Here is a 21436-nt window from a genome sequence, read left to right as displayed (position 1 = left end):
ATTGTTGGGCAATCCATGCGATTGATGCAACATAGAAGATAATTTGAAGGACTTTTAACATATTGTCTAGCATTTCCTCACCTCCTTATACTCTTATTATACACTATCTATAAACAATTGTATATAGGTTTAATAAAAAAAAGTTCTGCTCCGTTAAAATAATAACTGGATAAGGGAAACATCATTTTTTATACCATTAGACACATTACGGATTGCTCAATTTTTATATAACTGTTGGAAACGGTTTTTCCGTCTGCGATAATTAAATAAGAGGTGAAATCAATGAATGGTATAGAGTTTTTAGAGTCCGTGTCTCAACTGGGACAAATAATTTTATTGTTCTCCGGCTACGCCCTTTATTGGAGATTAGGTAAAACAAAAAAAGAACGAAAACTTACAAAATATGAAACTTTTCTGAGGTTCTTTGTATTGTTCGGCATATTTGCATGGGCACTTTCGTTTCTTGCTTTGCATTTATGGTAATAATCTTCTGTCGATATTTGGCTTATTTTGTCTAATTTGCTTAATTCTAAATTAAATTCCCTTTTTCTTGAAAAAATGTATGTTACTATTAAATTGCTTTACCATTTCAAAAAAGGGGGAGTTCTCACATGTTGAAAAGATTGTTTTTTCTGGCGTCAGTTTTCTTTCTTGCTATTGCCACAATAGCACCAGCAGCTTCAGCAACAGAATTGAATCCGGAGGACGGTTTAGATGGCTTAACTGAAGAACAAATTGAAAAGTCTGTAGCAGAAGTTGAGTACATCTTTACTAAAATTTTAGTTTTTGACAAAGAGAAGGGGTATACAGTCAATGAGGATGAGCTTGAAAAAGCTCCTTATCCTCCAGGTCAAAAAGAGGGCATGATCGCTTTCGCTAATTATATGAATAAGGAATATAATTATACGGATGTGAAAATCAGTAGTGTTCAAGGATGTTTAGAAGATGCACTTAACTTAAGTAAAGGTGCTTTGAACCAAGTTCAAAAAGCCATTCAAAATGGCGATTGGTTGACTGTTGTAGGATTTCTAGGAACTATAGGTTTAGCAGTTTCCCCACCAGCAGTATTTGCATTCTTCCTGCTCTGTGGTGCTCCAGTGGCAAAGATTGCTCCACAAGAAAATTGATAATGAATTTTAAAACCCCTTCTACAGCAGAAGGGGTTTATTTTATTTTATTTTATTTTAATTTCGCTTCAAGTTTCGCTTTTGTTTTCGGTCCATAAATGCCGTCAGCAGTCAGGCCACTTACTGACTGAAACCGTTTGACTGCATTTGCTGTTTTCGGACCATAAACGCCATCAATGCCGTTATTCTTCGCCCCTTTATCTGGATAGAAGTAAAGAGCAGCCAGAGCATTTTGAACCTGTCTAACCTTCGTACCTTTCGTCATCGGACTTGTCAATTTAATAACTCCGGAAGGCAGCGCATATGACGTTTTTTTGCTGCTTGGTTTAGGGCTCGAAGTGCTTGAGCCTGTGAGCTTTAATACTTGGCCGACCTTGATCAAGTTCGGGTTTTTGATACCGTTCAAGCTTTGCAGGGTTGCCACACTCACCCCGTGCTCTTTTGCAATTGCGGAAAGAGTATCGCCTTTTTTGACTGTGTAAGTGCCCCCAGAAGCTTTAGGCGCAGATGATGACGGTTTAGAAATTGTCTTTCCTCCCAGCGCCTTCAATTCTGCTTCAATGGCAGATTTAACCTCGTCCCATCTTCCCTCTGACAAAATACGGTGCGGGCAATACTTTCCGCTCCAATCTTGGTGCTTTCGTACACGATCAATACCCCAACCGCGTTCTTTAAGCAGCTGCGCCACAAATTTAATAGCCAGCTTTTCTGCCGCGTAATATTTAGCCCCTCCTGACTTGCTGTAACAGATTTCAACGCCGATAGACTTACGGTTCCCGGGGCCATTTGTCCCGTCTCCAGTGTGCCATGCATTGCGATTTAACGGCAGTCCTTGAATAACCTCTTTGTCATCAACAGCAAAGTGAAAACTCGTTGAACTGGTGTTTCCTGTCATGTAGCTGACCTCGTTAGCAGCTGACGCATCATTGTACGTGTTGTGAATGGTGATGTATTCAGCATCCAAGTAATTCGGGCATTTCAAAGCGTATTTTGCTTCTGATACAAGGTTCTTTTTCACTGCAATTGTCATGAAAATCTCTCCTATTCTGTTTTTGAAATAAAAAGAGCCGCTGGATTACCCAGCAGCTTGTTCATCTTTTTTTGTTGTTTGTTCGTTTTCTTCTTCAATTACATGAAGTCGGTCCGTAATTGCAGCCGGAATCTTTACGCCGATTTGTGCCAGGTTCTCCGTAATGGAAAGCCCTTCATTGGCGATATAAAAAAGAACGGTTCCAAATGTGAGAACACCGTTCAGGTTGAGAATGGTATCAATAATGTTTGCCACAATAACCACCAAAAAGCTGAGCATCTTCCGAACGTAACCGAACCAAGCACTCCGGCTCCGCAGCTTCTTAAATTTCCATGCCTTGATTACACCTGTTATGACGTCAATTATGCTGAGGACCAGTAATAAATCGAGATATTTCACACCTCCGAACAGGTAGATCCTCGCTAAATCCAATGTTTCAAAATTGATAAACACAGTCGTTTCCTCCATTTCGTTTGATCACCTCCTTAGAGGCAAAATAAAAAAGCCGCTTCTCCGCCGCTTAATTTTTCTTTTGATTTAGTTTTACTGGGCCTTTCAAGTTGTTGAGATTCTTTTCTAGCTTCTCGATGTGCTCCTTCAGATGCTGGATTTCTTGATCTTTTTCCGCTAAAGTCTGTTTGTCTTTTTCAATCATGTACTGGTATGTCATGATTATATCTTCAGCATTCATCCAGTTTTGGCGATAACCTGCCGCTTTTCTTTCGAATAGCTCCGCTTTCGTTTCTAAGTCTAATTCTCTTTTGTTATTTTCCTCCACATTAAACTCTCCTATTCTGTTTGGTCAGGATAAGCATTTCCGCGCTCAAGTGATGTTATTTCGTCAAATTCCACTTGTGTAATTCGTCCTGTTTGAACGTGTGTTTTTAGCTCAATGGTTAAAACAGTTCCATTTTTCCAGCAATCTTCAAAAAAGTTGTAAAATGCGCTCCGTCCTTCCATTGTGCTCCCTCCGATATTAAGACTGATTCACCATTAAAACATTACACATTCTTTGTAGATTTAAAATCTGTTCATGCAATGTTTCTTCTGTTTCTTGTGGTTCTGGCTCTGTGCTAGGAATCTCAATCGGTTCTATTTTCATGTCCATTTCTCCTTTACCTCATTCTGACTGTGTCGGATACTCCCCTTTTGGATAGACGTGAAATGTGCCTGTTATTTCTCCAGACGGTGTAATAGTGCAATCGAACACGCTATACATAAGCATATACTCTGTGCTGTCGATGTAGGTAGGGTGGTATCCGTCGGAATCAGCAATAAATCGGAATAGCTTATATTCCACCGTCTTTGTTTCTTTAACGTAGACGATATTTAAGCTGTAAAACACATTCCTGCTGTCGTGTACCACTACATCAAACTCATCAGGCTCCATTTGAAAAATCTGTTCTTTATATTCTGGGTGCTTTAAAGTGCATCCAGTAAGCGTGAATCCTGTTTCTGTTTCGCTTATTTTTAACCCCTCAATATATGCGAATGGGCTTTCTCTTCTAGTTTCGGTTTCTATCATATTCATAACTCTCCTTATGCTTTTTCGTAAAATATAGCCAATCTAATGGTGACTGTTGTTGCCGCCACGTCTTTCGCTCCCGTTCCCCTTACATGAACAGCGAATTTTTCAGAACTCTGGCTCATTATACCAACGGTGACGTTATTCGCATTTTTGCCATAAGGTGTCGCCATTACAGCGAAAATATTTTTTCCGCTCCTTGATAGTTACCATCTACCATATTGTACCAACTATAGGCGTATGCGTACGCTCCGCCTGAAGCGCCCAAAGTTACATCTATTTGAGTGATACAAACAAGCAGATTATTTTGCAACGCGCCGTGAATGTCTGTGACTAGTGATGTTACGTTTCCACCAACTATTTTTTCTTGCGTTGTAAATTGGTCATCGCCCGGCATTATTGTTGATTTTTTAGGTAATTCAACGGGCGCTCCTTCGAATACAGTTCGTTTTGATGCTTTCATGCGTATGCCACCACCAACAACCGTTTCAAAGTTTAGTGGTTGCAAGCTCAATAGTGTAGAACTTCCTGAGATAACGGCTCTGTTCGTAAAATTAGCGTTGTATTGATCATTGACATCTATACCTTTTCGGTACCCCTCTAACGTAAAAATGTCTTTTGGAACGTTTACTGTCGTAGTATTCGTTATGACAATTTTACCCGCTCCATAACCATATTTCGTGAAATCTCCGTACATTTCAACAACCGCCAAATCATTCACGTTGTTATATTCTCCTGCACCCTTAACAGAAACTTTGCCATCGCTAATTGAAACACTTCGATATACGTCTTTCCCGCTCCCGTCTTGATAATCTACACCGGATTCTTGATAAAAAAGGGAGGAATTTATTTCCGTCGCGGTGTATTCTGCATATGTTCCACTAGCTGTTGATCTCTTATATTGATAAAGCTTCTCTCCATCAAAATAAGAATCGAAGTTGTTATTTGTGTTCAACGCTTGGAATTTACCGCCTCTGATCAATGAACCCGTGATATTGATTGCATTAATCGTTCCTGACGTAATCAAATCGGCGGACAGCTCTTTGATCTTAGCGCTTGTGATGGCTGCGTCTGCGATATGGACGGTATCAATAATGGCTTCTTGCAAATGCGCTCGTGCAATAGCAGCATTTTGTATGGCTGCTGTTCCTATGGCCGCCTCTGCTACCTTGGCGCTTGTGATAGCCGCATCCGCAATAATGGCAGATGTAACAGCACCGTCAGTGAGTTGTGTGTCGTATGGGCTGAATCCGAAAGACATTCTTACGTTCCCTCTTCTAATCTGCACTTTTCTTATTGTGAAGTTAGCGCTATCTGTGAGATTTTGTGTTCTCCCTCCTAGACAAACGCGACCATCAGTTAGAGTTGCTGGGGAAACAAAAGGAAGATCAAACCTTACAAATTCATCAGTTGGATAACTCGACAAATCGGTGAAGTTGTTCGTTAAATTGTACTGCGTGCCACTATTCGACCTGACCTGTATATATGAAAAGTCGTTCAATGTTTCTCGTTTCAACTCAAATGATAGGGTGTAAGTTTCGCCTTTCGTTAATTTAAGTGAGTTTCTACCACCTGTGGTGAACCCGAACGACGTGTATTCTGTTGTGTTTTTTGTCACGCTTAACTCATTGAAGCCATTTACCTCGTTGACACTTACTATAGAATCAACCCTTAGAATGTCGCTCAATCTCAACAATGAACCAGGTAGTATATTAGCCTCTTCAAAATTTCGGGAAATAGTGTCCGCTGTGACGGCTAAATTCGCCAGCTTGTCTGCTGTGACTGCACCGAAAAGAATGTCATCGGTCATAATTCGCTGGGTTTTTGCCGAAAATTCAGCTGTAAATTCGCTTGCTTTGCCGTGATAGTTAACAGATCGAATGCGATAGTACCAAACATTATCAACACCAGCATTTTCATGCAGAAAGCCGCTTTGCTTACCACGCCATAGTCGGTTTTCAATAGACGGAGTGAATCCTGTCGTTTGTGAGCCATAAACCTCATACGCAGCAATATAAGAAGAAGGATCATAGTCCCAAGTGATGCTAGTACCTGAAAAAAGCCCCTTAACAGCTACGTTAGCAGGGACTGAGGGTACAATGTCAGGGAAACTGCCATCAGTGACTTCACCGACAGACGGCTTTCTTTCCCAAGTACCTCGATTCTTGTCGAGTATAGTTTCTATCTGATTAATCCGCTTATCACCTTGAAGCACTGATAAAAACTGACCAATCTCCACAACGCAGGTATTGTCTGGATCTGTGATGTCATATTCCATTGATATGATGCGCTGCGACGTTTCTATCGGAATAGCAAAGTTTCGGTCTATGGCAATTGTCGTATCGCCCAGCTCAACGTGCTCATGCTCATAACCTGGTACATTCTGAAGCAATTGAACTGACAGCTCATAATTCACCTCAGTTTTTGATGCTGTTGTAATGAGATGGTTGTATGTGGCTTTTAAAAGCTCCGCTGGATCAGTTATATCTTCATTGTTGTATTGCCCTTCTCTGTGGATCAATTCACCGTTTTTCAGGCGCCCCAGCCTTTTTAATAGACCCGGATCGCCAACCCATTCCTGCCCCAGTGGTTTATCCACAGGATCGCCTTTTGATTTCTTCCACTCTACTTCTGAGAAGTCAATAAACCGCGAATAACCGCCCGTCTCCTCACCGTCTTCGTCTGTTGAGGCAATAGAGGCGCCATATCCCCACAGCGCTGTCAATGGGTAGCTGATGACAGTTCTTTTGATATTCTCTGTATCTTTATCTATCTCAAAGCGTTTCCCGCTGTCTTTTCCTCGTCGTGGCAATATCTTGATAATTCTCTTTGTGATCTTATTTCCATCAAATTCAATAGAATCTTGAAGCTCGCCGCCCCAGATGTTTATCACTTCAGCAATACATTCCAAAGCTGTTTTCTTATAAAACGTGGTGGAATTTGTACCGAGTTCAGCGCTTACCTCAGCCACCCACCGGGAACGAGCAAGCACGTTGTCTAAAACAAATTGAGCTGTTTTATCAGTTGGCCGGAAGTCTTTCACGAAGGTTTCTGCCAGCTCCATCATGGCAGCTTCACATGTAACCAGTGTATTAACCTCTGAGTTTTCATCTGTATCATCGAGCTCTTTGATTACAAACAATCGGAGAATGCCGTCTTTATCTCTAAAAATGACTTGATTCTCCTCAAACAAATAGCGCGCATCAGGATGGGAAGCATCTGCTACAAAAGAAAAAGAAGAGCCTTTATTCAGCTCTTCTTTGTATTTGGCATCCCAAAATCTGCACGCTTCTTGTCCGTCGCTGGACAGCACTGTCAGCACTTGATCATCTGGTGAAAGAATATACATGTCAGCCATTAACGGACCTCCTTACAAATAAGCCTCATCGAATTTGATGCTGCTTGCGTGGCTTAACTTCAATTTAGTTGGTACTTTTGGTGGCAGCGTGAACCACTCAGATTGTATTTGTAGCGCAGTCATGATTAATTTGCCGCTGCATGTCACTTTTCTCTTTGATGAATCGATAATGAGAGTGTCGCCGGCTATGAAGTTGTACACGACTTTTATTGTCTTAGAAACAGATCCATCACCATTTAAAATAGCCACCTCATATGAAGTGGCCGCCTCTTTAAAAGCGCATTCGATTTTAGGTTCAATCTCCGCATACCCCGGGTTTGTGAAAACCTGTATCCCCGTATTTAGTTCTGATTCCGCAGCCGCTCCATACTTTTTAGGATCAGGGCAGATAAAAGTAAGCGTAGCCTGTTGAAAGCCGTCCTTCTCTTCGCCCTCAGATACGCTCTCAAAAATTGCATAATAGATTCTGTCAGGCTCATCATGGAAAATGAGTGGTTTCGGCTCCTCCGCATGCAAAATATAAGTCAGTTCTTCTTGCTTCTTCTTCAATTCCTCTTCACTAGTGAAAGCAAAAAGAACATCTATGGTTATCGTTCTTATTGGTAGCCTTGTGCCACGGAAGAAACCGCCGGGACGGTTCCCGATTGTGGCTGCATTTACCTCTCGGCTCATTACTCCCCGCCCAGTGGTTGATTTCACATAAAAGAAGGGTGAAATATCGATCCCATTGAATGTGATTTTCCACTGGTTGGGCAAAATCTCCTGATAGTTGATCAATTAATTCTCACCCTCCTTGCATTTGATCTTCTTTGTGCGTCTGTCACAGGCTTCTCTACGCCCTGCCCGACTTTCTTGCTGTCCATTTCAATGACGATAGTTCTTTCAGGAAGTTCAAGGTTTTTAACATCTGCACTCAGTTCTTTTCTGACAGTGCCGAGGTCGCTTCTAGATATGGATGTATCATAAGCAAAATTCATATCTTTCTGCTCGATATACATCGCATCACCGATTGTACTTATTGCATTCTGAACAGCATTGATCCCATACTGAATCCCCGCTGCTATATTAGTGGAAACTGTATTGCCTATATCGAAGCTTTGAAGGGTTGTCTTCTTTTCAATTGTCTGAAGCATCTTACTGTAAGTATCTACAGCAGTGTTTTGGGCTTCAAAACTAATCATTGTACTGCTTACTTTGTTATTTACTTCCACCGCAGCCGCTCTCTGTGCAACCTTGGCCGCACTGGCCGCAGCCGATTTTACTTTAGTTTGTGATTTATCAATACCAGCCGCCATACCGGTGCCGACGTGATAACCGACCTGATCGCGCATAACCCTTGATGGAGAATGAATTCCAAGAAGTTTTTTCATGCCGTTAGGGATTGCATTTGCCATAGCTTTCACTTTGCTGGCTAATGCCCCTGCCATACCGCCGATACCATTTATTAGACCTTGGATAATGTTACGGCCGATGGATTTCAGGTTGATTCCTTTGAAAAAGCTCACAACACTGTTCCAAATGCTTTTAATACGAGATTTGACGCTGTTCATGATGTTGGAAATAGCATTTTTCATTGCGTTAAAGCTATTCTTAGCCGTTGACGTCAAAGCCTTCCAAACGGCCGTCACAGCTGATTTAATCGCATTCCAGATCGTCTTCCACATGTTCTTTTGAGCATTTAGCCATGAAGTAAAGAATGACTTCAATCCATTCCAGATTGACTTTCCGGCGGAAACTAAACCTTTCCAAACCGTGGATACAGTTGATTTCACAGCATTCCAGATTGTAGACCATATCTTTTTTTGGAAATTTAGCCAAGTCGTAAAGAAAGTTTTCAAACCGTTCCAGATGGTTTTTCCAGCGCTTGTAATCCCCTTCCAGATGGAAGATAACGCCGACTTTATGCCGTTCCATATTCTAGATGCAGCAGACTTAATCGCATTCCAAACAGTCATGATGATCTTTTTTTGCAACTCGAAATTTGCCTTTATAAGCGTGACAAGAGCAGACCATACTTTCGAGGCTGCATTCTTAATGCCTGTCCATGCAGATGAAAGCCACTTTGAAACAACACCCCAAATTTTGATGGTATAAGCCTTGATCTTATCCCAGTTCGCAATGATGAGGACAACCAAAGCCACTACAGCCGCTGTGATCCATCCAATAGGCCCCATAGCAACGACCCAAGATGCCGCCATTCTCGCCGCGTTTGCAGCCGCCTGAGCCGCAAGAATAACAAGACGTTCCCCAAAGGCAATCATTTGAGTGATTCCAGCAGCCAACATAGATGCAAATGAGCTTATTTGAGCCGCTGTCCACGCTGCGGCCATTCTCGCTGCCTGCGCAACAGATTGAGCAGCCATGACAACTATCTGTTTGATCCAAAGGCCCATCTGAACTATTCCAGTTTTAAGAGTAGTCACAAAAGAGCTTATTTTCATGATTGTCCATGCTGTTGCTGTTCGTGTTGCCTGTGCAATTGACTGCGCCGCCATAACAGTCATATTCTTGATCCACAAACCCATTTGAATTATGCCGCTCTTTAAGGAAGATACAAGAGCAGATATTTTCATCGCTGTCCATGACGCTGCCATTTTCACACCATTAGCAGCAGATTGTGCTGCTGTCACTGCCATCTGCCTTGTAAAAGAAGCCATTTGAATAATTGCACTCTTCAAAGACGAAATCATTCCCGCTAATCTAATTCCTGCAGCAGTTGTTTGGAAGTTGCGCAAATAAGTTATGGCGCTTGAGATAGTTGTAAAACCGCCAAATACTGCTTGAAATGCAGTGATAACTGGAATAATGACTCTTAAAGCTCCACCAATAGAAATGGCTACAGCTACAAATTGCCCGATAGCAGGGTTAGCTTGCATTGCTGCATTTGTGAATTTCAAAAATCCGTTTACTGTTTCTAAAATGGATTTCCCTAACGGAGCCATACCAACAAGCAGATTGATTATCGTTTTTGCAATTTCACCAATCGTACTCCAAACAGTCGGACCATTCGTTTTGATGTAGTCAATAAACGACTGAAATTCCTTCGTTTTCGTGACGCTGCCGGCCCATTCATTAAACCTCTGAGTCATGTTAACAAGGGATGTCATCATGTCCTGAGACATAGGGGCAAAACCGGTAAATAATTTAGTCAGACCGCCCGATAAGTTCCCGATGATCTGCAGCAACTTAGGACCGTTTTTTTTGACATATTCAATGAACGTTTGGAACTTCTTCGAAGAACCTAAATTGGCTGACCACTTCACCCATGAAGCTGTGGCCTTTTCCAAACTGGCCGACATGTCGTTCCCAAGAGGTCCAAAAGCAACAATCAGATTCATAACTGTTCTGAGGACATTGCCGGCTATTTTTCCAAACGTTACGAAAGCCTGACCAGCATTTTTGTTCATGTAATCTATAAAGCGCCGCATGTCGGTGTCTTTAAACGCCGCATTCATGCTTTTCGCTAATGTAACGCCGCCATTCGCCACGCTTTTGAACATAGGTCTTAAACTATTCAGAACGCCCTTAAACGTCGTCAGCGAGCTCGTGAACGTTTTTAAAATCGGTTTCTGTACAGATTGAGCAATGCTCTGCCAATTCGCTTTAAAATCTTCTAAAGTATCAAGGGCCTTCTTCTCTTCTTTTCCAAGAGATTGCTGGATGACCTTGATCTTCTCCATGATTTTTGCGCGTTCTTTGGCGTCAGTGGTTTCATCCAATTTTTCTTGAAGCTTTTTCAAGTCCTCAGATGCTTTAAATACACCGCTTAATGAAGAAACCGCCAGCGCCCCGAATGAAGCCGCCCCTGTTCCTGCTACTGCAAAAGCACTCCCGAGCCCCATAACTCCACCAGCTGCCACACCAAGCATCGGACCCAGTGAACCTATAGCGCCAGTAATGCTGGCAAGAACCGGAGAAATCGCAGGCAACGCAGATGTGAAAGCCCCTGCAAGTGAATGGCCTATTACAGTAGAAACGGAGTTAGTGATTTTCGCCAGACGATTCATAGAGTTTTCAAATCGATCAGTACGAGCTTCTATGAAGATCCAAACTCTGTTTGGTAAGGATCTCGTCTCAGTTTGTGCAGTAGCGACTGCGCGAGTTAAATCCGAAGTATCCCCGTTAATGTTGGTTGTAACCCGGTTGGGTAATGATGCAAGTTCTGTTCGCGCCGCCGATACTGCCCGTTGTACGTCGTCAGAGTCTGCGTCTAAATCGACTCGAGTTCTCTGATGCCGATGAATAAAGTTGTCGATCTGCTGCTCTGCTTGTCTGACTCGCGCTTGGAAGCTTGCGGTTTCTGCTTCAACTTCGACTGTATGGGTATCAGCCATTCGCCGCATCATGTCGTTGACTCGATCCATACTTCTGTTGAACCTCTGCGTCTGAGCTTCTACAACAGCAGTAAGCCTCTCGATCATGCACTCACCCCTTTTCTTTTGATTGCTTTCCGAAATAAGACCGTACAGCGTCATTTAACATCTGCACGCTTTGGGCTCTCGGACCAAGCTTGTTTATGTCTGATTCACGCCATTTGTTTTCCTCGCTTGTCAGAGAACGCTCAAGCTCCCTACGGGCTTTTCTAGCGTCAAACATCTTTGACTCTTTTGGTCTCTTTTCGTTTAGTGCATAGCGATGAAACATAGCATTTCTCGCCAACTTTTCCATCTCGTCAATTTCACGCAGTTTGGCAGCTTTTAGCTTTCGTTTATACTCGTTTGGAGTCCACGACATAATGACATCGTTGTCATAGACACCCATCCAACGAGCTGCATTTTCAATTACTTGGAGATAGTCGATCCCGTCTTCTCTTTGTACGCTTCTTCCATCGTCTCCAGCATGTCCTTGTTCATTTCGTCTTCCTCCAGACGCTTCGCTTCCATTTCCGGAGTCTCGTTCGGGCTGACCTTCTTCGGTTTCGCCAGCTTGCTCATCATCTTCCATTGCTGACGGATCTTTCCTTTGAAAAAACCCGCTGAATCCAGTGTGTTAAAAGCCTCTTTCACCATTTCATCAACGGCGTTGCCAGTTTCATCTTCTTCAATGATCTTGGCGATAGCATCCTCAATCTGCTCGACAGAAGGTTTGCCTTTTTTCAAGTGAGCAAGTGCGCAATCCCAGAATGCAGAAAGGAAAACAGCATCATCATTCAGTAAGCTGTTGTAAATCGTTAATGTACCGCCTGATTTGTCACCGTTTTTATCTTCTTTCGCATATTTCTCGTTTGCTGTTCGATCGAATGCAAAATCACAACGTGCAGCATAATCTTTTCCGTCAATTGTTAAGTGAGCCATATATAAAACCTCCAAATTTTTGTATTAAAAAGAGCCCTGGCAACAGCCGGGCTCCTATGCTTCTTCTTTATTTGTGCGAATCGTAAATTTCTCTGACCAAGCCGATTCCCCGGCGGCATTTACCGCGGAAACATTGAAAATGTATGAACTATCGGGTTTAAGAGTCGGATTGGAGAGATATGAGTTTGTCGCAACAGTTGCTATCTTTGCATAATATCTGTAAATGTTGTACGAGGTCGCCCCTTTCACCGCGTCCCATTTAAATCCCACTTGATTTGAAGTGACGCTTGTCATGGTTATGTTACGGGGTGTATCAGGGCGCAGTCGCTTGAGTTCTCGTAATAATCTCGGTCATCGGTGATTCCCCAGCATCGTTAACCGCAGAGACATTGACCGTCAGCTGGGTATCTGCCGCAATGCCTGTCAATGTGTGGGATGTGCCTGTTACAGTAGCATCAAGCTTCTTTTCCGCTCCTCTATACACTTTGTATGACGTTGCCCCATCTACCGCTTCCCAATTCACGGTCACGCTGTCAGCAGTAGCCGTGAACGATAGATTTTGGGGCGCCTTAGGGTGTAGTCGTTCCGCCAAACTGCTCAAATTTCGTTGCACCAGCTGAAGACTCAATTGCCGCAAGAACTTCATCAGGTAGTGGATCAAGCTCACCTTTAAAAGTTTTGCCCAGCACCGGTAATGTCACTGATGTCTCAACGAATCCATCCTGTGGTTGACTAACCTCTAAACTCTCAATAATGACATGACCATAAACTGCATTGTGCTTCCCGTTTGCATTCTTATTTTTATTGGCCTTCCATACTTTGATAGCCTGTTCGTTGTCGTAAGCCGTCTCAATTGCTTCCTGTCCAGGGTCTGAAACAGCAGCATAATAAGTGAGCTCGAAGTTTTCATTTTTTGTTCCGTAACCAACAATACGGCCTGATTTTGTGGATTCATCCAGCGTGTCCTGTTCTTTTGTGTGTGACCCTTCTGTTTGAAAGGCAATGAACAGTCCGTCTGTCCCTTGTGCATCCATTGGCTGAACGAAGTAAATCTCATCTTTACCATTCAATAATTCTGCCATTTTGTTCATCCTCTCAATTATTTATTGTGTATCGCATCCTGAGAATGCCGTGTCTGGTGTATCCGTCGATGTCGGTGATCACCTGCATGCCACGCATTTCAGACCGGCATAAAGAAAAGCCCTCTATTTCTAGGGGCTCTCTCGTTATTGCTTGCAGCATCGAATCAAGGATCTGCATCGCTTCTTTTTTGCCGTTGTAATCGCTCCAGCAATGGAGAACAACATTGATGATTTCGCCTTTAGACGTTTTTGTTTCAAATGGCGAAATGTCATCATCTCCTGTTGTCACATATGGCTTTTTCTGATCTTTTGAGACTGCATCAAGCACACCAGTGACGCGTGCATTCAGCTCTGCATCAGTTGATAGCCTTTGAAATATAGCCATTTGCAATGGCCACATGGCTGACCGCATAATGACAGCCCCTTTCTATCACATTTGACTGGCGAAGTACCGCATACCTTCCTCAATAGACGGATTCCAGAACGGCTGTGCCCGCATGCCTCGTGTCATAACCCATTGGTTAAGCTTGGTATCATAATAGACCCAAGGAGTCTGTCGGCCGCCCCCGTCCTCCGCATAAATTCCTGTACCGTATTCGACATATATTGCATAATCAGCACCAACAGAAATGACGGCCGTTAAGCCGCCGTCACGATAGTCAACCTCTATTGAATTTTTCAGGTTCCCGCCGTCGATCATGGCTGTTGGAGCATTTAAAACTGCATTACTGTAAATCAGCTCGGCCGTGTCAGTTACAATCCGTTTGGCTTCTTCAATCACATTGTTCCTGAACTCTTCAGTCGCTCGACGCATTTGCCTGACCCATCTGCCGCTAACTCTTGCCATCAGACTCCAGCACCCCCGTCACTTGGCATTTCAAATTCAAGACCTCATGCATACCGCCTTGGTCAATCGGCTCTGATTTGAGAATGAGGATCTTGTTTTCGTAAATGATCCTCATTGTTTTCTCGATATCAGTCCGATAAGGGAAATACACGTTGCATTCAACCGGGTTTTGCAGCTGCTGAGCCTGATAATATTCCCGGGAACTGACGCCACTGACTAAAGCTTCAGTTGTGGTGTAGTCAACGTAACCTTCTTCATAACCACCGCCGCCATCTAGCACCTTGCCCATCCGCTGGAACGTGATTTCGTGGGGGAACTCTTCAGCAATCATTTAACTCTCAGCCTTCGATATGGCGTAAGGTGTTTGGTGATGTACCGAGGAAATTCTGTATTGTACGAATACGATACATCCCCCATGCTCCTCCCCGAGAGTCCAGAAGGAGTCATGTTGTATTCTGCTGCCTTTGCCACAAAAAGCTTCACGCCAGCTGGCAAAGCATCCGGATCGAAAGTGTTACTACAAAAATCACTGGCAGACTCAATCAAAATAGGGACTATTTCAGACAAATATTCGTCATGCCTATCTGTCTTAATCCCTGTCATTCGTTTTACTTGTCCGATGTCCACTGAATCACCTACTCTTCACCCAAGACAATCTTGATCAGTTCGTCTTTAGGCGCTTTTGGATCATACTCGTATTCATTTTCTTTCAAGAAAGCAATAATCTCATCTTTGTTTACTTTCTGCAGTTGGGCCTCAGTCATATCAAGAAGATCGGCAGCTGGCTTCTTGACTTCATCCACTCTCTTAAACCCAATATGAGAGTAAACCACCTCAAAAGCCTTTTCAGTGCATTCAATTGTTTTGGAACCGTTAGATGCTTTCATATCACGCGCTTCCTCCTTCCAGTGCTTTCAGACGGTTTTCAATATCAGTGAGTTTGGCAGTTACATCATCACCAAGCTTGGCTAAAGTAACAGCCTTTGCAGCGATATTTGCGTTTTGCACACTGCCGGATCCGATGTTTCGACTTTGAACAGAACCATCACCAATATTGATGTTTTTCACTTCTCCATCGCCGATCATCTCAGAAGTAATGCTTTTAGTAGCAGGCGTAGAACCGGGCAAGCCGGTCACTTTTGCGCCTGATTTGATTTCTAATTCGCCGCCGATCACCAATTTGTCGCCGTTATTTGTCTTATAGTTTTTAGATGTGTATCCCATAAGCTTACGCCCCCGTTGCTGGAGTAATAGCTGCAAACGCATCATCAGTCAATGTCATGAAACCGACTTGCTGAGTCACACGAAGAGCAACCATATCACGCTCATACAAGTTGATTGGGTTGCCATCAGCATCAACAATTGTTGTCAATGTTGCATCCTCAGAGATTTTGTATTCCATACCTTGAGGGATGCCGTACCGTGTGTAATTCCAGTCAGCCGCAAGTAATGCCGCTTTTTCGTAATCCCATGACTTAGAATCAACATAGCCGATAGGAAGACCAAGAGCCTGTTGAGTTGCTCCACCTGTTGCATCGTTGAAGATCGGAAGCCCGTTACCGTCCTTAGTGCCGCGAAGTTTTTGACGGAATCGGCGTGTTGTTGTAAAGCCGTTTACATCCTTATCAGCATCCTCGACTAGCGCCATTACTCCATTAAGCTCGTCATATAGGTTGCCAAGTGAGTTTAACGCAATAGTGTTACCAGATTCCTTAATTTTTTCAAATACGGAAACACCTTGTCCAAATGGTGAATCGACACCGAATAACGCAGCCTGATCGAATTTAATAGCAAAGGCTTCAGCGATAGCCGGGCGCATTTGTGTGAAGAAATCAGCGATGGTATAACGCAAGAATTCTTTAGAAACAGGGATGATAACACCCAATTTCTTTGAAATCATTTTTGCTGTTAACCACTGTGCTTTAGAAGTTTGGATTCTCTCGCCTTCTCCAACCCAGTAAGCCCCTGGTCCAGAAGCCAAGTACGTGAATTCTTTCTCCGGTTTAGTCATTTCTTCATATTTTGCGAGTTTCGTGACAGCAGATTGAGTCATAAACTCTTTTAAAACTAGGGTTCCTTGTTCGGACGGGACCTTCCCGTTTACTGCGTCTTGCATTAGTGCATTATCTGGATTAAATGTTGGCATAAAGTAGCCCTCCTTATTTTCTAATACTTGCTTCAGCCGCAAGCGAGCTAATATCTAAACTTTGATTTGTCGTTTCATTGCTGCCGGACTGAACATCACGGCCGTTCTCTTGAAACTTGGATTCAATCGCCTTTTGAAGTGCAGCATTGTACTTTTCTTCGAATGCTCCGAGGTTCTTCATCGTTGATTCTTCATCCTCACCGATAAAGAATTCCACTACATCTGCCGGCAGTTGCTTTTCAGAAGCATAAGAGACAGCTTTATTTAAAAGCTTTTCACGTTGTGCTGCTGTCTTTTGATCCTTCAGCTCCTTTTCCAGCTTCCTGATGCGCTTTTGTTCCTCTGTTTCTTCCGGATAAAGCTCTTTTACCTTTGCATCAACCAGAGCATCGAGGTTGTTCGCCTTCCATGTATCAAGACCTTTCGTAAAATGGGAATCCAACCTCGGTTGGATGAGGCGTTTTCCTTCTTCTGTATCTAAAAACCCATTCACCTTGTCAGCAGACACGGCAGAAAGTTCATTCAGATACGACTTTACTTCTTCGTTCTCTTTATTTTCTTCCAGAAATTTTTTCACATCTTCTAATGTTGGCATTACAGTTCTTCCTCCTTCGCCCTCTACAGTGCGCGCCTGTTATGAGTGCATGAAAAATAAGCCTTTTAACGTCATGCTCAGGACGGTGATATGAAGTTATTTCCCCTTTTCCTCAATGGATTTGTACCACTCTTCATAGGTTTGGTATGGGATAGTCTCGCCAGCACCATTGCCGCGCTTACGGGCCCTTCTTGTATCCGGTAGCACGCCGTTTACTTTGAAAGCAATCGTACAACGGCAGTTAATATCATCCTTGGCATTATTCATGTGCCCCGGAGCCGGTCCAACGCCGCCATATATTGATTTGAATAGCCCGTTTCGTTCAACAGTCTTGCCGTCCAGCTTTCTGTGACCGGAACGAGTCTTCAGATCAAGTGTTGCATTCCACATCTTTTCGAGTTTGCTCTTTTTAGAAGCCTGCTCAGCGCTTTTCATCCTCGCCGAGACTTGTACCCTATGAGTCTCTGTTCTCGCCACGTCACGAGCCTTTCTGCGGGCAAATTCGGTCGTTTGCTCAATACGCCGGGCAATCTTTGAGTAATCTTCACCAGCTTGAATGCCTTGAGCAATTGAAATCTGTATCTGCCGAACATAGTCATCCCTGTGGCGCTTATATAAAGCTGAGAGAGTCAATTCAGCTATCGGGTTTAATATGGCCTGCTTGATTACTTCGACAGTAGGAATGCTGAAGCCTAAGTCAACCGCAGCTTCCATCTCGTACAAATAGGCAGAGCGCATGTAACTCTCAAGGAATTGCTTAGCAGCCAATGCCTCAACGATTGTGAGGATGGTTTTGAATGCCTTACTGGATTCCTCAGTCATGCGCTCCATTTCTTTTTTAAATCTGTTGTATTTATTCATATCAGCCATAGATAACTGACCATCTCTGCTGTATTTCGCGTAAAGGGCCGCGATTTGTTGATTGATCTCTTTTAGCCGTTGAGCAAAAACGACATCAATCTTTTTCGCGTCCTCGGTGATCATGTCATCCAGGTACTTATCAATATCATTCTGGTTCATCTTCATCACCGCCCGTATCTGTTTCGATATCAGTCAACGGTGGCATGCTGTTCCTGTACTCCTCTTCCTCCTCTTTCATCTTATGAAGCTCATACTGAACATCATCGACAAAGGACAAGAGAGAAAGGCGTGTTTCTTCGCTGATTAAGCCTTTGAGCTGCGATGTTGTCTGTGCCTCTTCAAGAACGTTGGCTGGCAAGTTGCGTTTGAATCCGAACCAGACTTTCAAGTAGTCTTCTGCTTTGGCTTTATTTTTCGTTGCCCAAGCTGAAAAGATCAACTTGTACTGATAACGGAGGGCAGCAGTCATTTTCCGTTCCATCGTGATACATTTATTCTCAAGCGCCATCAATTTAAATTTCATTGCAACGCCTGTGACGTTCCCGCCAAATGATTCATCAGAGAAATTGACCGACTTTGCGAAACGGAGAATATTTTCTTCGAGCCGGTTTAAATGATTTTCAATGATCGCGTCGTTTATATCCTTTGTCAGATAGCTGACATCGTCTTTTTCATCGTAAAGTTCAAGAATCCCAGTCTTTTTAAGCTGTTGGAGTGTATCCTCATCGGCTCCCAGTCCCTTTAGGATCAGGTACGCCAGTCTGTACTGCTCAATTTCATTTGAGGCGTCTGACAATGTCCGATCATAAGCATCAATAAGAGACAATACCTTCTCGGCATCGCCTTTGAGCTCTTTATTGTTTGCCAGCCCGTATAAAGGGCAGCCATCAAACAAATGCAATTCTTTTTTATCCAGCGTAAATGCAGAGCTGTCTTTCGTGCTGAAATAGTACACATATTTATCATCATAGAATTCAGCTTTTATTTGTCCGCCATAAACCGTAAAATACCTTAATCCGAAATCCGGTTCATGAATATTCCCATCGCTGAGGAAAACAGCTTCCCATGGTTCAATATTTTTGACTCTTTCGTTACCGTTCCGGTCGATATATGCAAGCCGCGCTCCGTAGCCGCAAATGGTAGCCATCTTCCCCCATTCACTATCTTCGTCAGCAATATTATTCAAGGTGTTGAAATCATCAATCATTTGCTTTCTGGTTGAAGTAGTGCCAGTCTCTCGCTTATCGTCAAACTCATAAGTGATCGGATGCCCGAAGAGATAGCCCACTTTTGTATCAACTATGTCTGAATCAAACGAGTTATTGAGTTTGTTATTGACCTTATGATCTATCCGCTTAACATGGCCGGTCTCGAAATCCTCATATTCAATGGCTTCTCTGGTTAAGATCGGCACGCCTTGGACCTCAGCCTGGTAACGATCATATAGTTTTTTCATTCTGTCATGATCGTTTTTATGTGCTTCGATGATTTCTGCAATCAATTCAGGTGTAATGCCTGAAGCTCTGATCTGGTCTAAGAACTTTATCAACCTCTAAACCTCCTTGTTACTCCATGCCCTTTAAGGCTAGATACCTCATAATCATCTAAGCCGTACCAAATGGCTGAGAATGTATGCGGATCAATGTTGAATTCGTCTTCGATGATGTTTCCGTCTTTGTCCACTTTGAACGTGAGGTCCTTCAGTTCCCTAACGACATCGGGACATTGGTCGGAACAGATAATTTTTTTGAATCGTTTTACTTTCTTGGTGTATTGCAGGCGCGAACCTTGAAACTTCTTTGCAGGTTTCATGAGGAATCCCTGCTGCCTAAAGAATCGAATTGTTTTAGGCTCGGCACTGTCGGCCTTGATCAAAACGCGCTTAAGTTCTTTTAAGTCCTCAGCTGTTTTGTCATCGGTCGTATCGTTTTTGTAATACTGCCAGTAGATGTACAGGATCTTTTCCTTATGATCGATAGCCATACGAACCAAAGCGTTATAAGAATCAACAAAACCGAAGTCCATACCATTCTTCAGAACCGGCCTGTCAATTGCTCTTATAGCATTCATCACTTCTTCATGTGGCCGCTCTTCAAACTGTGGCAGAACAAGTTTTCCATTAACGCCAAAACGACCTTTCCGGGCAATACGGTAAAGGTCTGGGTCATGTGTTTTTAAGTCTTCTAGCTGCTCGATATAGCTTTCAGGCAAAAATAAATTATCATCAGCAGTCGAGTGATGATAATAGGTTTTGTTTCTTATGATCGTTTTCTCTTTGTAAAGTTCTTCATCATCCAAGACAAAAAACTGATTAGTGTCATCTTTAAAAAAGTGTTTATACGACCAATTCCCTTTGCTGACAGGGTTTGTAGATAGAATCATATGGAGTTGCAAAGTCGGGTGCCGTAAACGCCCTAACAGCTCTTTAAAGCCGTCGTATTTTACTTCTGAACACTCTTCAATCCATACAATCGAAATATTATTGATCGATTTCAGTTTCGCCGGCTTGTCCATCCCTTTAAAGATGATCTTGCTGCCATTTGGAAAGCGTATCTGCATCGGTGAGGTAATGCATCGGATTTTATGATCCAACCCTATGTCGGTAATGATCTCTTCGAGTAGGGAAAAAGTCGAATCTCTGTGGGTGTCGTAAACCTCCCGGACCACCAAGGCTGTTCGCTTTTCTTTGAGCAATTGCAGAACAATCTTCAAAGCAACATGATAGCTTTTGGATGATCCATAACCACCAACAAGGAAATAAAACTTTTGTGACCAGTCAAAAAGAAAGTTTCTAAAACGGGGATTCACCTCTTTTTCCATCAGCGTCCCCCCTTATCCTTGATGATAATTTCGAATGACGAATCATCTTCTTTATTTGTCAGGCGTTCTACTTCTGCCTTTGTCTTGTCGATATTCAAACGCATCTGCTCCAATTTAAGGCGTCGCTCGTCTTCTTCATGTGCCAGCTGGTCAAACTGCTTGATTAAGCCCCTTAGCTCTCCCATTGCCCGAGATTGGGCATTCAGGAAGGTTGCATGACGATCCCAAGCGAATTGAAATTCATACTCTTCCTCTTCAATTTCGCTGACCTCAGATATGAGGGACCTTTTCTTTTTCAATTCTTTAATCATTTCTTCCTTATCAGAAACGAACATAATCTTTTGCGCCCGGATAATAGCTGCATACTGAATCTGTATTTGATCCCATATCATATCAGCAGGCGAACGCTCTTGAATCTCTTCCATGATCTCAAGCGTTTCTTCTGGCAGGAATTTAGAGAAAAAGCCGTGAGTCACAGCGTTTTGATTGCTCGCCGGAGCCGCACCGCCTTTGTTTCCTAACGCATTTTTGTTACCAGGCTGTCCGCCCTTTTTTGTGTGCACCCTTTTTTCAGAGGGTGCACCCTTTTTTCTCTCCCAACCATGCCGCTGCTTCCACGATTTAATGGTGTTCACTGACACTCCGTATTTTTCGGCAAGGTCCTTGTATTTCATGCCTTTGACGTAATCCTTATACGCCTGAATGTGCTTTTCAGCCATCTACATTCACCGCCGCCCCCTTCTAATTCGTG

At 43.1% G+C, this 21436-nt stretch carries 27 protein-coding genes and 1 pseudogene; 2 read left to right on the top strand and 26 right to left on the bottom strand.

Annotated elements, in window-relative coordinates; translation table 11 throughout:
• The first annotated feature begins 282 nt into the window (after positions 1-282).
• The gene (locus tag V6D41_RS14120) at positions 283-483 is read left to right on the top strand and encodes a hypothetical protein (RefSeq protein ID WP_333518617.1); all 201 of its coding nucleotides are present in this window, start codon (positions 283-285) and stop codon (positions 481-483) included.
• A gap of 128 nt (positions 484-611) precedes the next feature.
• Positions 612-1127: a hypothetical protein gene (locus V6D41_RS14115; RefSeq protein ID WP_161621505.1), complete on the top strand. Its 516-nt coding sequence runs from the start codon at positions 612-614 to the stop codon at positions 1125-1127.
• Between the two features lie 52 nt (positions 1128-1179).
• Here the strand turns inward: V6D41_RS14115 and V6D41_RS14110 are convergent, their stop codons facing one another.
• The 26 genes and pseudogenes from V6D41_RS14110 to terS form a co-directional block, all read right to left on the bottom strand.
• Entirely contained in the window at positions 1180-2157 is a 978-nt protein-coding gene (locus tag V6D41_RS14110; RefSeq protein WP_333518616.1) for an N-acetylmuramoyl-L-alanine amidase, read from the bottom strand.
• A 45-nt stretch (positions 2158-2202) separates the two neighbouring features.
• The gene (locus V6D41_RS14105; protein ID WP_103803604.1) at positions 2203-2625 is read right to left on the bottom strand and encodes a phage holin family protein; all 423 of its coding nucleotides are present in this window, start codon (positions 2623-2625) and stop codon (positions 2203-2205) included.
• A gap of 52 nt (positions 2626-2677) precedes the next feature.
• Entirely contained in the window at positions 2678-2935 is a 258-nt protein-coding gene (locus tag V6D41_RS14100) for a hypothetical protein (RefSeq protein WP_333518615.1), read from the bottom strand.
• 11 nt (positions 2936-2946) lie between these two features.
• On the bottom strand, positions 2947-3117 hold the full coding sequence (locus V6D41_RS14095; protein WP_333518614.1) for an XkdX family protein: 171 nt from the start codon (positions 3115-3117) through the stop codon (positions 2947-2949).
• 16 nt (positions 3118-3133) lie between these two features.
• Positions 3134-3259 (bottom strand): hypothetical protein, encoded by a 126-nt coding sequence (locus V6D41_RS14090; protein ID WP_270581993.1) that lies wholly within the window; start codon positions 3257-3259, stop codon positions 3134-3136.
• A gap of 18 nt (positions 3260-3277) precedes the next feature.
• Positions 3278-3682, bottom strand: coding sequence for a hypothetical protein (locus V6D41_RS14085; protein ID WP_333518613.1), 405 nt, complete (start codon positions 3680-3682; stop codon positions 3278-3280).
• A 172-nt stretch (positions 3683-3854) separates the two neighbouring features.
• Positions 3855-7040, bottom strand: a complete 3186-nt coding sequence (locus V6D41_RS14080) for a phage tail spike protein (protein ID WP_333518612.1) — start codon at positions 7038-7040, stop codon at positions 3855-3857.
• Between the two features lie 12 nt (positions 7041-7052).
• Positions 7053-7817 (bottom strand): distal tail protein Dit, encoded by a 765-nt coding sequence (locus tag V6D41_RS14075; protein ID WP_333518611.1) that lies wholly within the window; start codon positions 7815-7817, stop codon positions 7053-7055.
• Between the two features lie 338 nt (positions 7818-8155).
• Positions 8156-11461, bottom strand: a pseudogene (locus V6D41_RS14070) (tail tape measure protein); the annotation flags it as partial.
• Between the two features lie 4 nt (positions 11462-11465).
• On the bottom strand, positions 11466-11801 hold the full coding sequence (locus V6D41_RS14065) for a hypothetical protein (RefSeq protein WP_333518609.1): 336 nt from the start codon (positions 11799-11801) through the stop codon (positions 11466-11468).
• Between the two features lie 20 nt (positions 11802-11821).
• Positions 11822-12334 carry a tail assembly chaperone gene (locus V6D41_RS14060; RefSeq protein ID WP_333518608.1) on the bottom strand — a complete coding sequence of 171 codons (513 nt, stop codon included), beginning with the start codon at positions 12332-12334 and terminating at the stop codon, positions 11822-11824.
• A gap of 54 nt (positions 12335-12388) precedes the next feature.
• Entirely contained in the window at positions 12389-12658 is a 270-nt protein-coding gene (locus V6D41_RS14055; protein ID WP_442893066.1) for a fibronectin type III domain-containing protein, read from the bottom strand.
• The gene (locus V6D41_RS14050) at positions 12648-12980 is read right to left on the bottom strand and encodes a fibronectin type III domain-containing protein (RefSeq protein ID WP_333518607.1); all 333 of its coding nucleotides are present in this window, start codon (positions 12978-12980) and stop codon (positions 12648-12650) included. The genes V6D41_RS14055 and V6D41_RS14050 overlap by 11 nt, the downstream gene beginning before the upstream one ends.
• Positions 12904-13416, bottom strand: a complete 513-nt coding sequence (locus tag V6D41_RS14045; protein ID WP_333518606.1) for a phage major tail protein, TP901-1 family — start codon at positions 13414-13416, stop codon at positions 12904-12906. Before V6D41_RS14045 ends, V6D41_RS14050 begins: the two co-directional genes overlap by 77 nt.
• Before the next feature lie 13 nt (positions 13417-13429).
• Positions 13430-13828 carry a DUF3168 domain-containing protein gene (locus tag V6D41_RS14040; protein ID WP_333518605.1) on the bottom strand — a complete coding sequence of 133 codons (399 nt, stop codon included), beginning with the start codon at positions 13826-13828 and terminating at the stop codon, positions 13430-13432.
• A gap of 18 nt (positions 13829-13846) precedes the next feature.
• On the bottom strand, positions 13847-14263 hold the full coding sequence (locus V6D41_RS14035; protein ID WP_100276281.1) for an HK97 gp10 family phage protein: 417 nt from the start codon (positions 14261-14263) through the stop codon (positions 13847-13849).
• On the bottom strand, positions 14250-14594 hold the full coding sequence (locus tag V6D41_RS14030) for a phage head closure protein (protein ID WP_333518604.1): 345 nt from the start codon (positions 14592-14594) through the stop codon (positions 14250-14252). The genes V6D41_RS14035 and V6D41_RS14030 overlap by 14 nt, the downstream gene beginning before the upstream one ends.
• Positions 14591-14890, bottom strand: a complete 300-nt coding sequence (locus V6D41_RS14025; protein WP_333518603.1) for a phage head-tail connector protein — start codon at positions 14888-14890, stop codon at positions 14591-14593. The genes V6D41_RS14030 and V6D41_RS14025 overlap by 4 nt, the downstream gene beginning before the upstream one ends.
• Positions 14891-14898: 8 nt before the next feature.
• Positions 14899-15150: a hypothetical protein gene (locus V6D41_RS14020; protein ID WP_333518602.1), complete on the bottom strand. Its 252-nt coding sequence runs from the start codon at positions 15148-15150 to the stop codon at positions 14899-14901.
• Position 15151: 1 nt separating this feature from the next.
• Complete coding sequence (locus V6D41_RS14015) at positions 15152-15487, bottom strand: hypothetical protein (RefSeq protein ID WP_333518601.1); 336 nt, start codon at positions 15485-15487, stop codon at positions 15152-15154.
• A 4-nt stretch (positions 15488-15491) separates the two neighbouring features.
• A complete protein-coding gene (locus V6D41_RS14010) occupies positions 15492-16409 on the bottom strand; it encodes a phage major capsid protein (RefSeq protein ID WP_333518600.1) in 918 nt (305 codons plus the stop codon).
• A 13-nt stretch (positions 16410-16422) separates the two neighbouring features.
• Positions 16423-17004 carry a DUF4355 domain-containing protein gene (locus V6D41_RS14005; protein ID WP_333518599.1) on the bottom strand — a complete coding sequence of 194 codons (582 nt, stop codon included), beginning with the start codon at positions 17002-17004 and terminating at the stop codon, positions 16423-16425.
• A gap of 96 nt (positions 17005-17100) precedes the next feature.
• Positions 17101-18024 (bottom strand): phage minor head protein, encoded by a 924-nt coding sequence (locus V6D41_RS14000; RefSeq protein WP_116315372.1) that lies wholly within the window; start codon positions 18022-18024, stop codon positions 17101-17103.
• Positions 18011-19414 (bottom strand): phage portal protein, encoded by a 1404-nt coding sequence (locus tag V6D41_RS13995; RefSeq protein ID WP_333518598.1) that lies wholly within the window; start codon positions 19412-19414, stop codon positions 18011-18013. Before V6D41_RS13995 ends, V6D41_RS14000 begins: the two co-directional genes overlap by 14 nt.
• Positions 19411-20685: a PBSX family phage terminase large subunit gene (locus V6D41_RS13990; protein WP_333518597.1), complete on the bottom strand. Its 1275-nt coding sequence runs from the start codon at positions 20683-20685 to the stop codon at positions 19411-19413. Before V6D41_RS13990 ends, V6D41_RS13995 begins: the two co-directional genes overlap by 4 nt.
• Positions 20685-21404 carry a phage terminase small subunit gene (gene terS / locus V6D41_RS13985; protein ID WP_333518596.1) on the bottom strand — a complete coding sequence of 240 codons (720 nt, stop codon included), beginning with the start codon at positions 21402-21404 and terminating at the stop codon, positions 20685-20687. Before terS ends, V6D41_RS13990 begins: the two co-directional genes overlap by 1 nt.
• Positions 21405-21436: the final 32 nt, after the last annotated feature.

Source organism: Bacillus sp. 0102A (genome assembly GCF_036765155.1).
GTDB lineage: Bacteria > Bacillota > Bacilli > Bacillales > Bacillaceae > Bacillus > Bacillus subtilis_G.
The sequence above is the reverse complement of the archived record's forward strand: the minus strand, read 5'-3'. Positions and strand labels throughout refer to the sequence as shown.

What these genes read in the sequence shown, in the direction of transcription:
- V6D41_RS14120 (WP_333518617.1), top strand. Translation starts at nt 283, where the DNA reads ATGAATGGTATAGAGTTTTTAGAGTCCGTGTCTCAACTGGGACAAATA.
- V6D41_RS14115 (WP_161621505.1), top strand. Translation starts at nt 612, where the DNA reads ATGTTGAAAAGATTGTTTTTTCTGGCGTCAGTTTTCTTTCTTGCTATT.
- V6D41_RS14110 (WP_333518616.1), bottom strand. Translation starts at nt 2,157, where the DNA reads ATGACAATTGCAGTGAAAAAGAACCTTGTATCAGAAGCAAAATACGCT.
- V6D41_RS14105 (WP_103803604.1), bottom strand. Translation starts at nt 2,625, where the DNA reads ATGGAGGAAACGACTGTGTTTATCAATTTTGAAACATTGGATTTAGCG.
- V6D41_RS14095 (WP_333518614.1), bottom strand. Translation starts at nt 3,117, where the DNA reads ATGGAAGGACGGAGCGCATTTTACAACTTTTTTGAAGATTGCTGGAAA.
- V6D41_RS14090 (WP_270581993.1), bottom strand. Translation starts at nt 3,259, where the DNA reads ATGAAAATAGAACCGATTGAGATTCCTAGCACAGAGCCAGAACCACAA.
- V6D41_RS14085 (WP_333518613.1), bottom strand. Translation starts at nt 3,682, where the DNA reads ATGATAGAAACCGAAACTAGAAGAGAAAGCCCATTCGCATATATTGAG.
- V6D41_RS14080 (WP_333518612.1), bottom strand. Translation starts at nt 7,040, where the DNA reads ATGGCTGACATGTATATTCTTTCACCAGATGATCAAGTGCTGACAGTG.
- V6D41_RS14065 (WP_333518609.1), bottom strand. Translation starts at nt 11,801, where the DNA reads ATGGGTGTCTATGACAACGATGTCATTATGTCGTGGACTCCAAACGAG.
- V6D41_RS14060 (WP_333518608.1), bottom strand. Translation starts at nt 12,334, where the DNA reads ATGGCTCACTTAACAATTGACGGAAAAGATTATGCTGCACGTTGTGAT.
- V6D41_RS14050 (WP_333518607.1), bottom strand. Translation starts at nt 12,980, where the DNA reads ATGAAGTTCTTGCGGCAATTGAGTCTTCAGCTGGTGCAACGAAATTTG.
- V6D41_RS14045 (WP_333518606.1), bottom strand. Translation starts at nt 13,416, where the DNA reads ATGGCAGAATTATTGAATGGTAAAGATGAGATTTACTTCGTTCAGCCA.
- V6D41_RS14040 (WP_333518605.1), bottom strand. Translation starts at nt 13,828, where the DNA reads ATGCGGTCAGCCATGTGGCCATTGCAAATGGCTATATTTCAAAGGCTA.
- V6D41_RS14035 (WP_100276281.1), bottom strand. Translation starts at nt 14,263, where the DNA reads ATGGCAAGAGTTAGCGGCAGATGGGTCAGGCAAATGCGTCGAGCGACT.
- V6D41_RS14030 (WP_333518604.1), bottom strand. Translation starts at nt 14,594, where the DNA reads ATGATTGCTGAAGAGTTCCCCCACGAAATCACGTTCCAGCGGATGGGC.
- V6D41_RS14020 (WP_333518602.1), bottom strand. Translation starts at nt 15,150, where the DNA reads ATGAAAGCATCTAACGGTTCCAAAACAATTGAATGCACTGAAAAGGCT.
- V6D41_RS14015 (WP_333518601.1), bottom strand. Translation starts at nt 15,487, where the DNA reads ATGGGATACACATCTAAAAACTATAAGACAAATAACGGCGACAAATTG.
- V6D41_RS14010 (WP_333518600.1), bottom strand. Translation starts at nt 16,409, where the DNA reads ATGCCAACATTTAATCCAGATAATGCACTAATGCAAGACGCAGTAAAC.
- V6D41_RS14005 (WP_333518599.1), bottom strand. Translation starts at nt 17,004, where the DNA reads ATGCCAACATTAGAAGATGTGAAAAAATTTCTGGAAGAAAATAAAGAG.
- V6D41_RS14000 (WP_116315372.1), bottom strand. Translation starts at nt 18,024, where the DNA reads ATGAACCAGAATGATATTGATAAGTACCTGGATGACATGATCACCGAG.
- V6D41_RS13990 (WP_333518597.1), bottom strand. Translation starts at nt 20,685, where the DNA reads ATGGAAAAAGAGGTGAATCCCCGTTTTAGAAACTTTCTTTTTGACTGG.
- terS (WP_333518596.1), bottom strand. Translation starts at nt 21,404, where the DNA reads ATGGCTGAAAAGCACATTCAGGCGTATAAGGATTACGTCAAAGGCATG.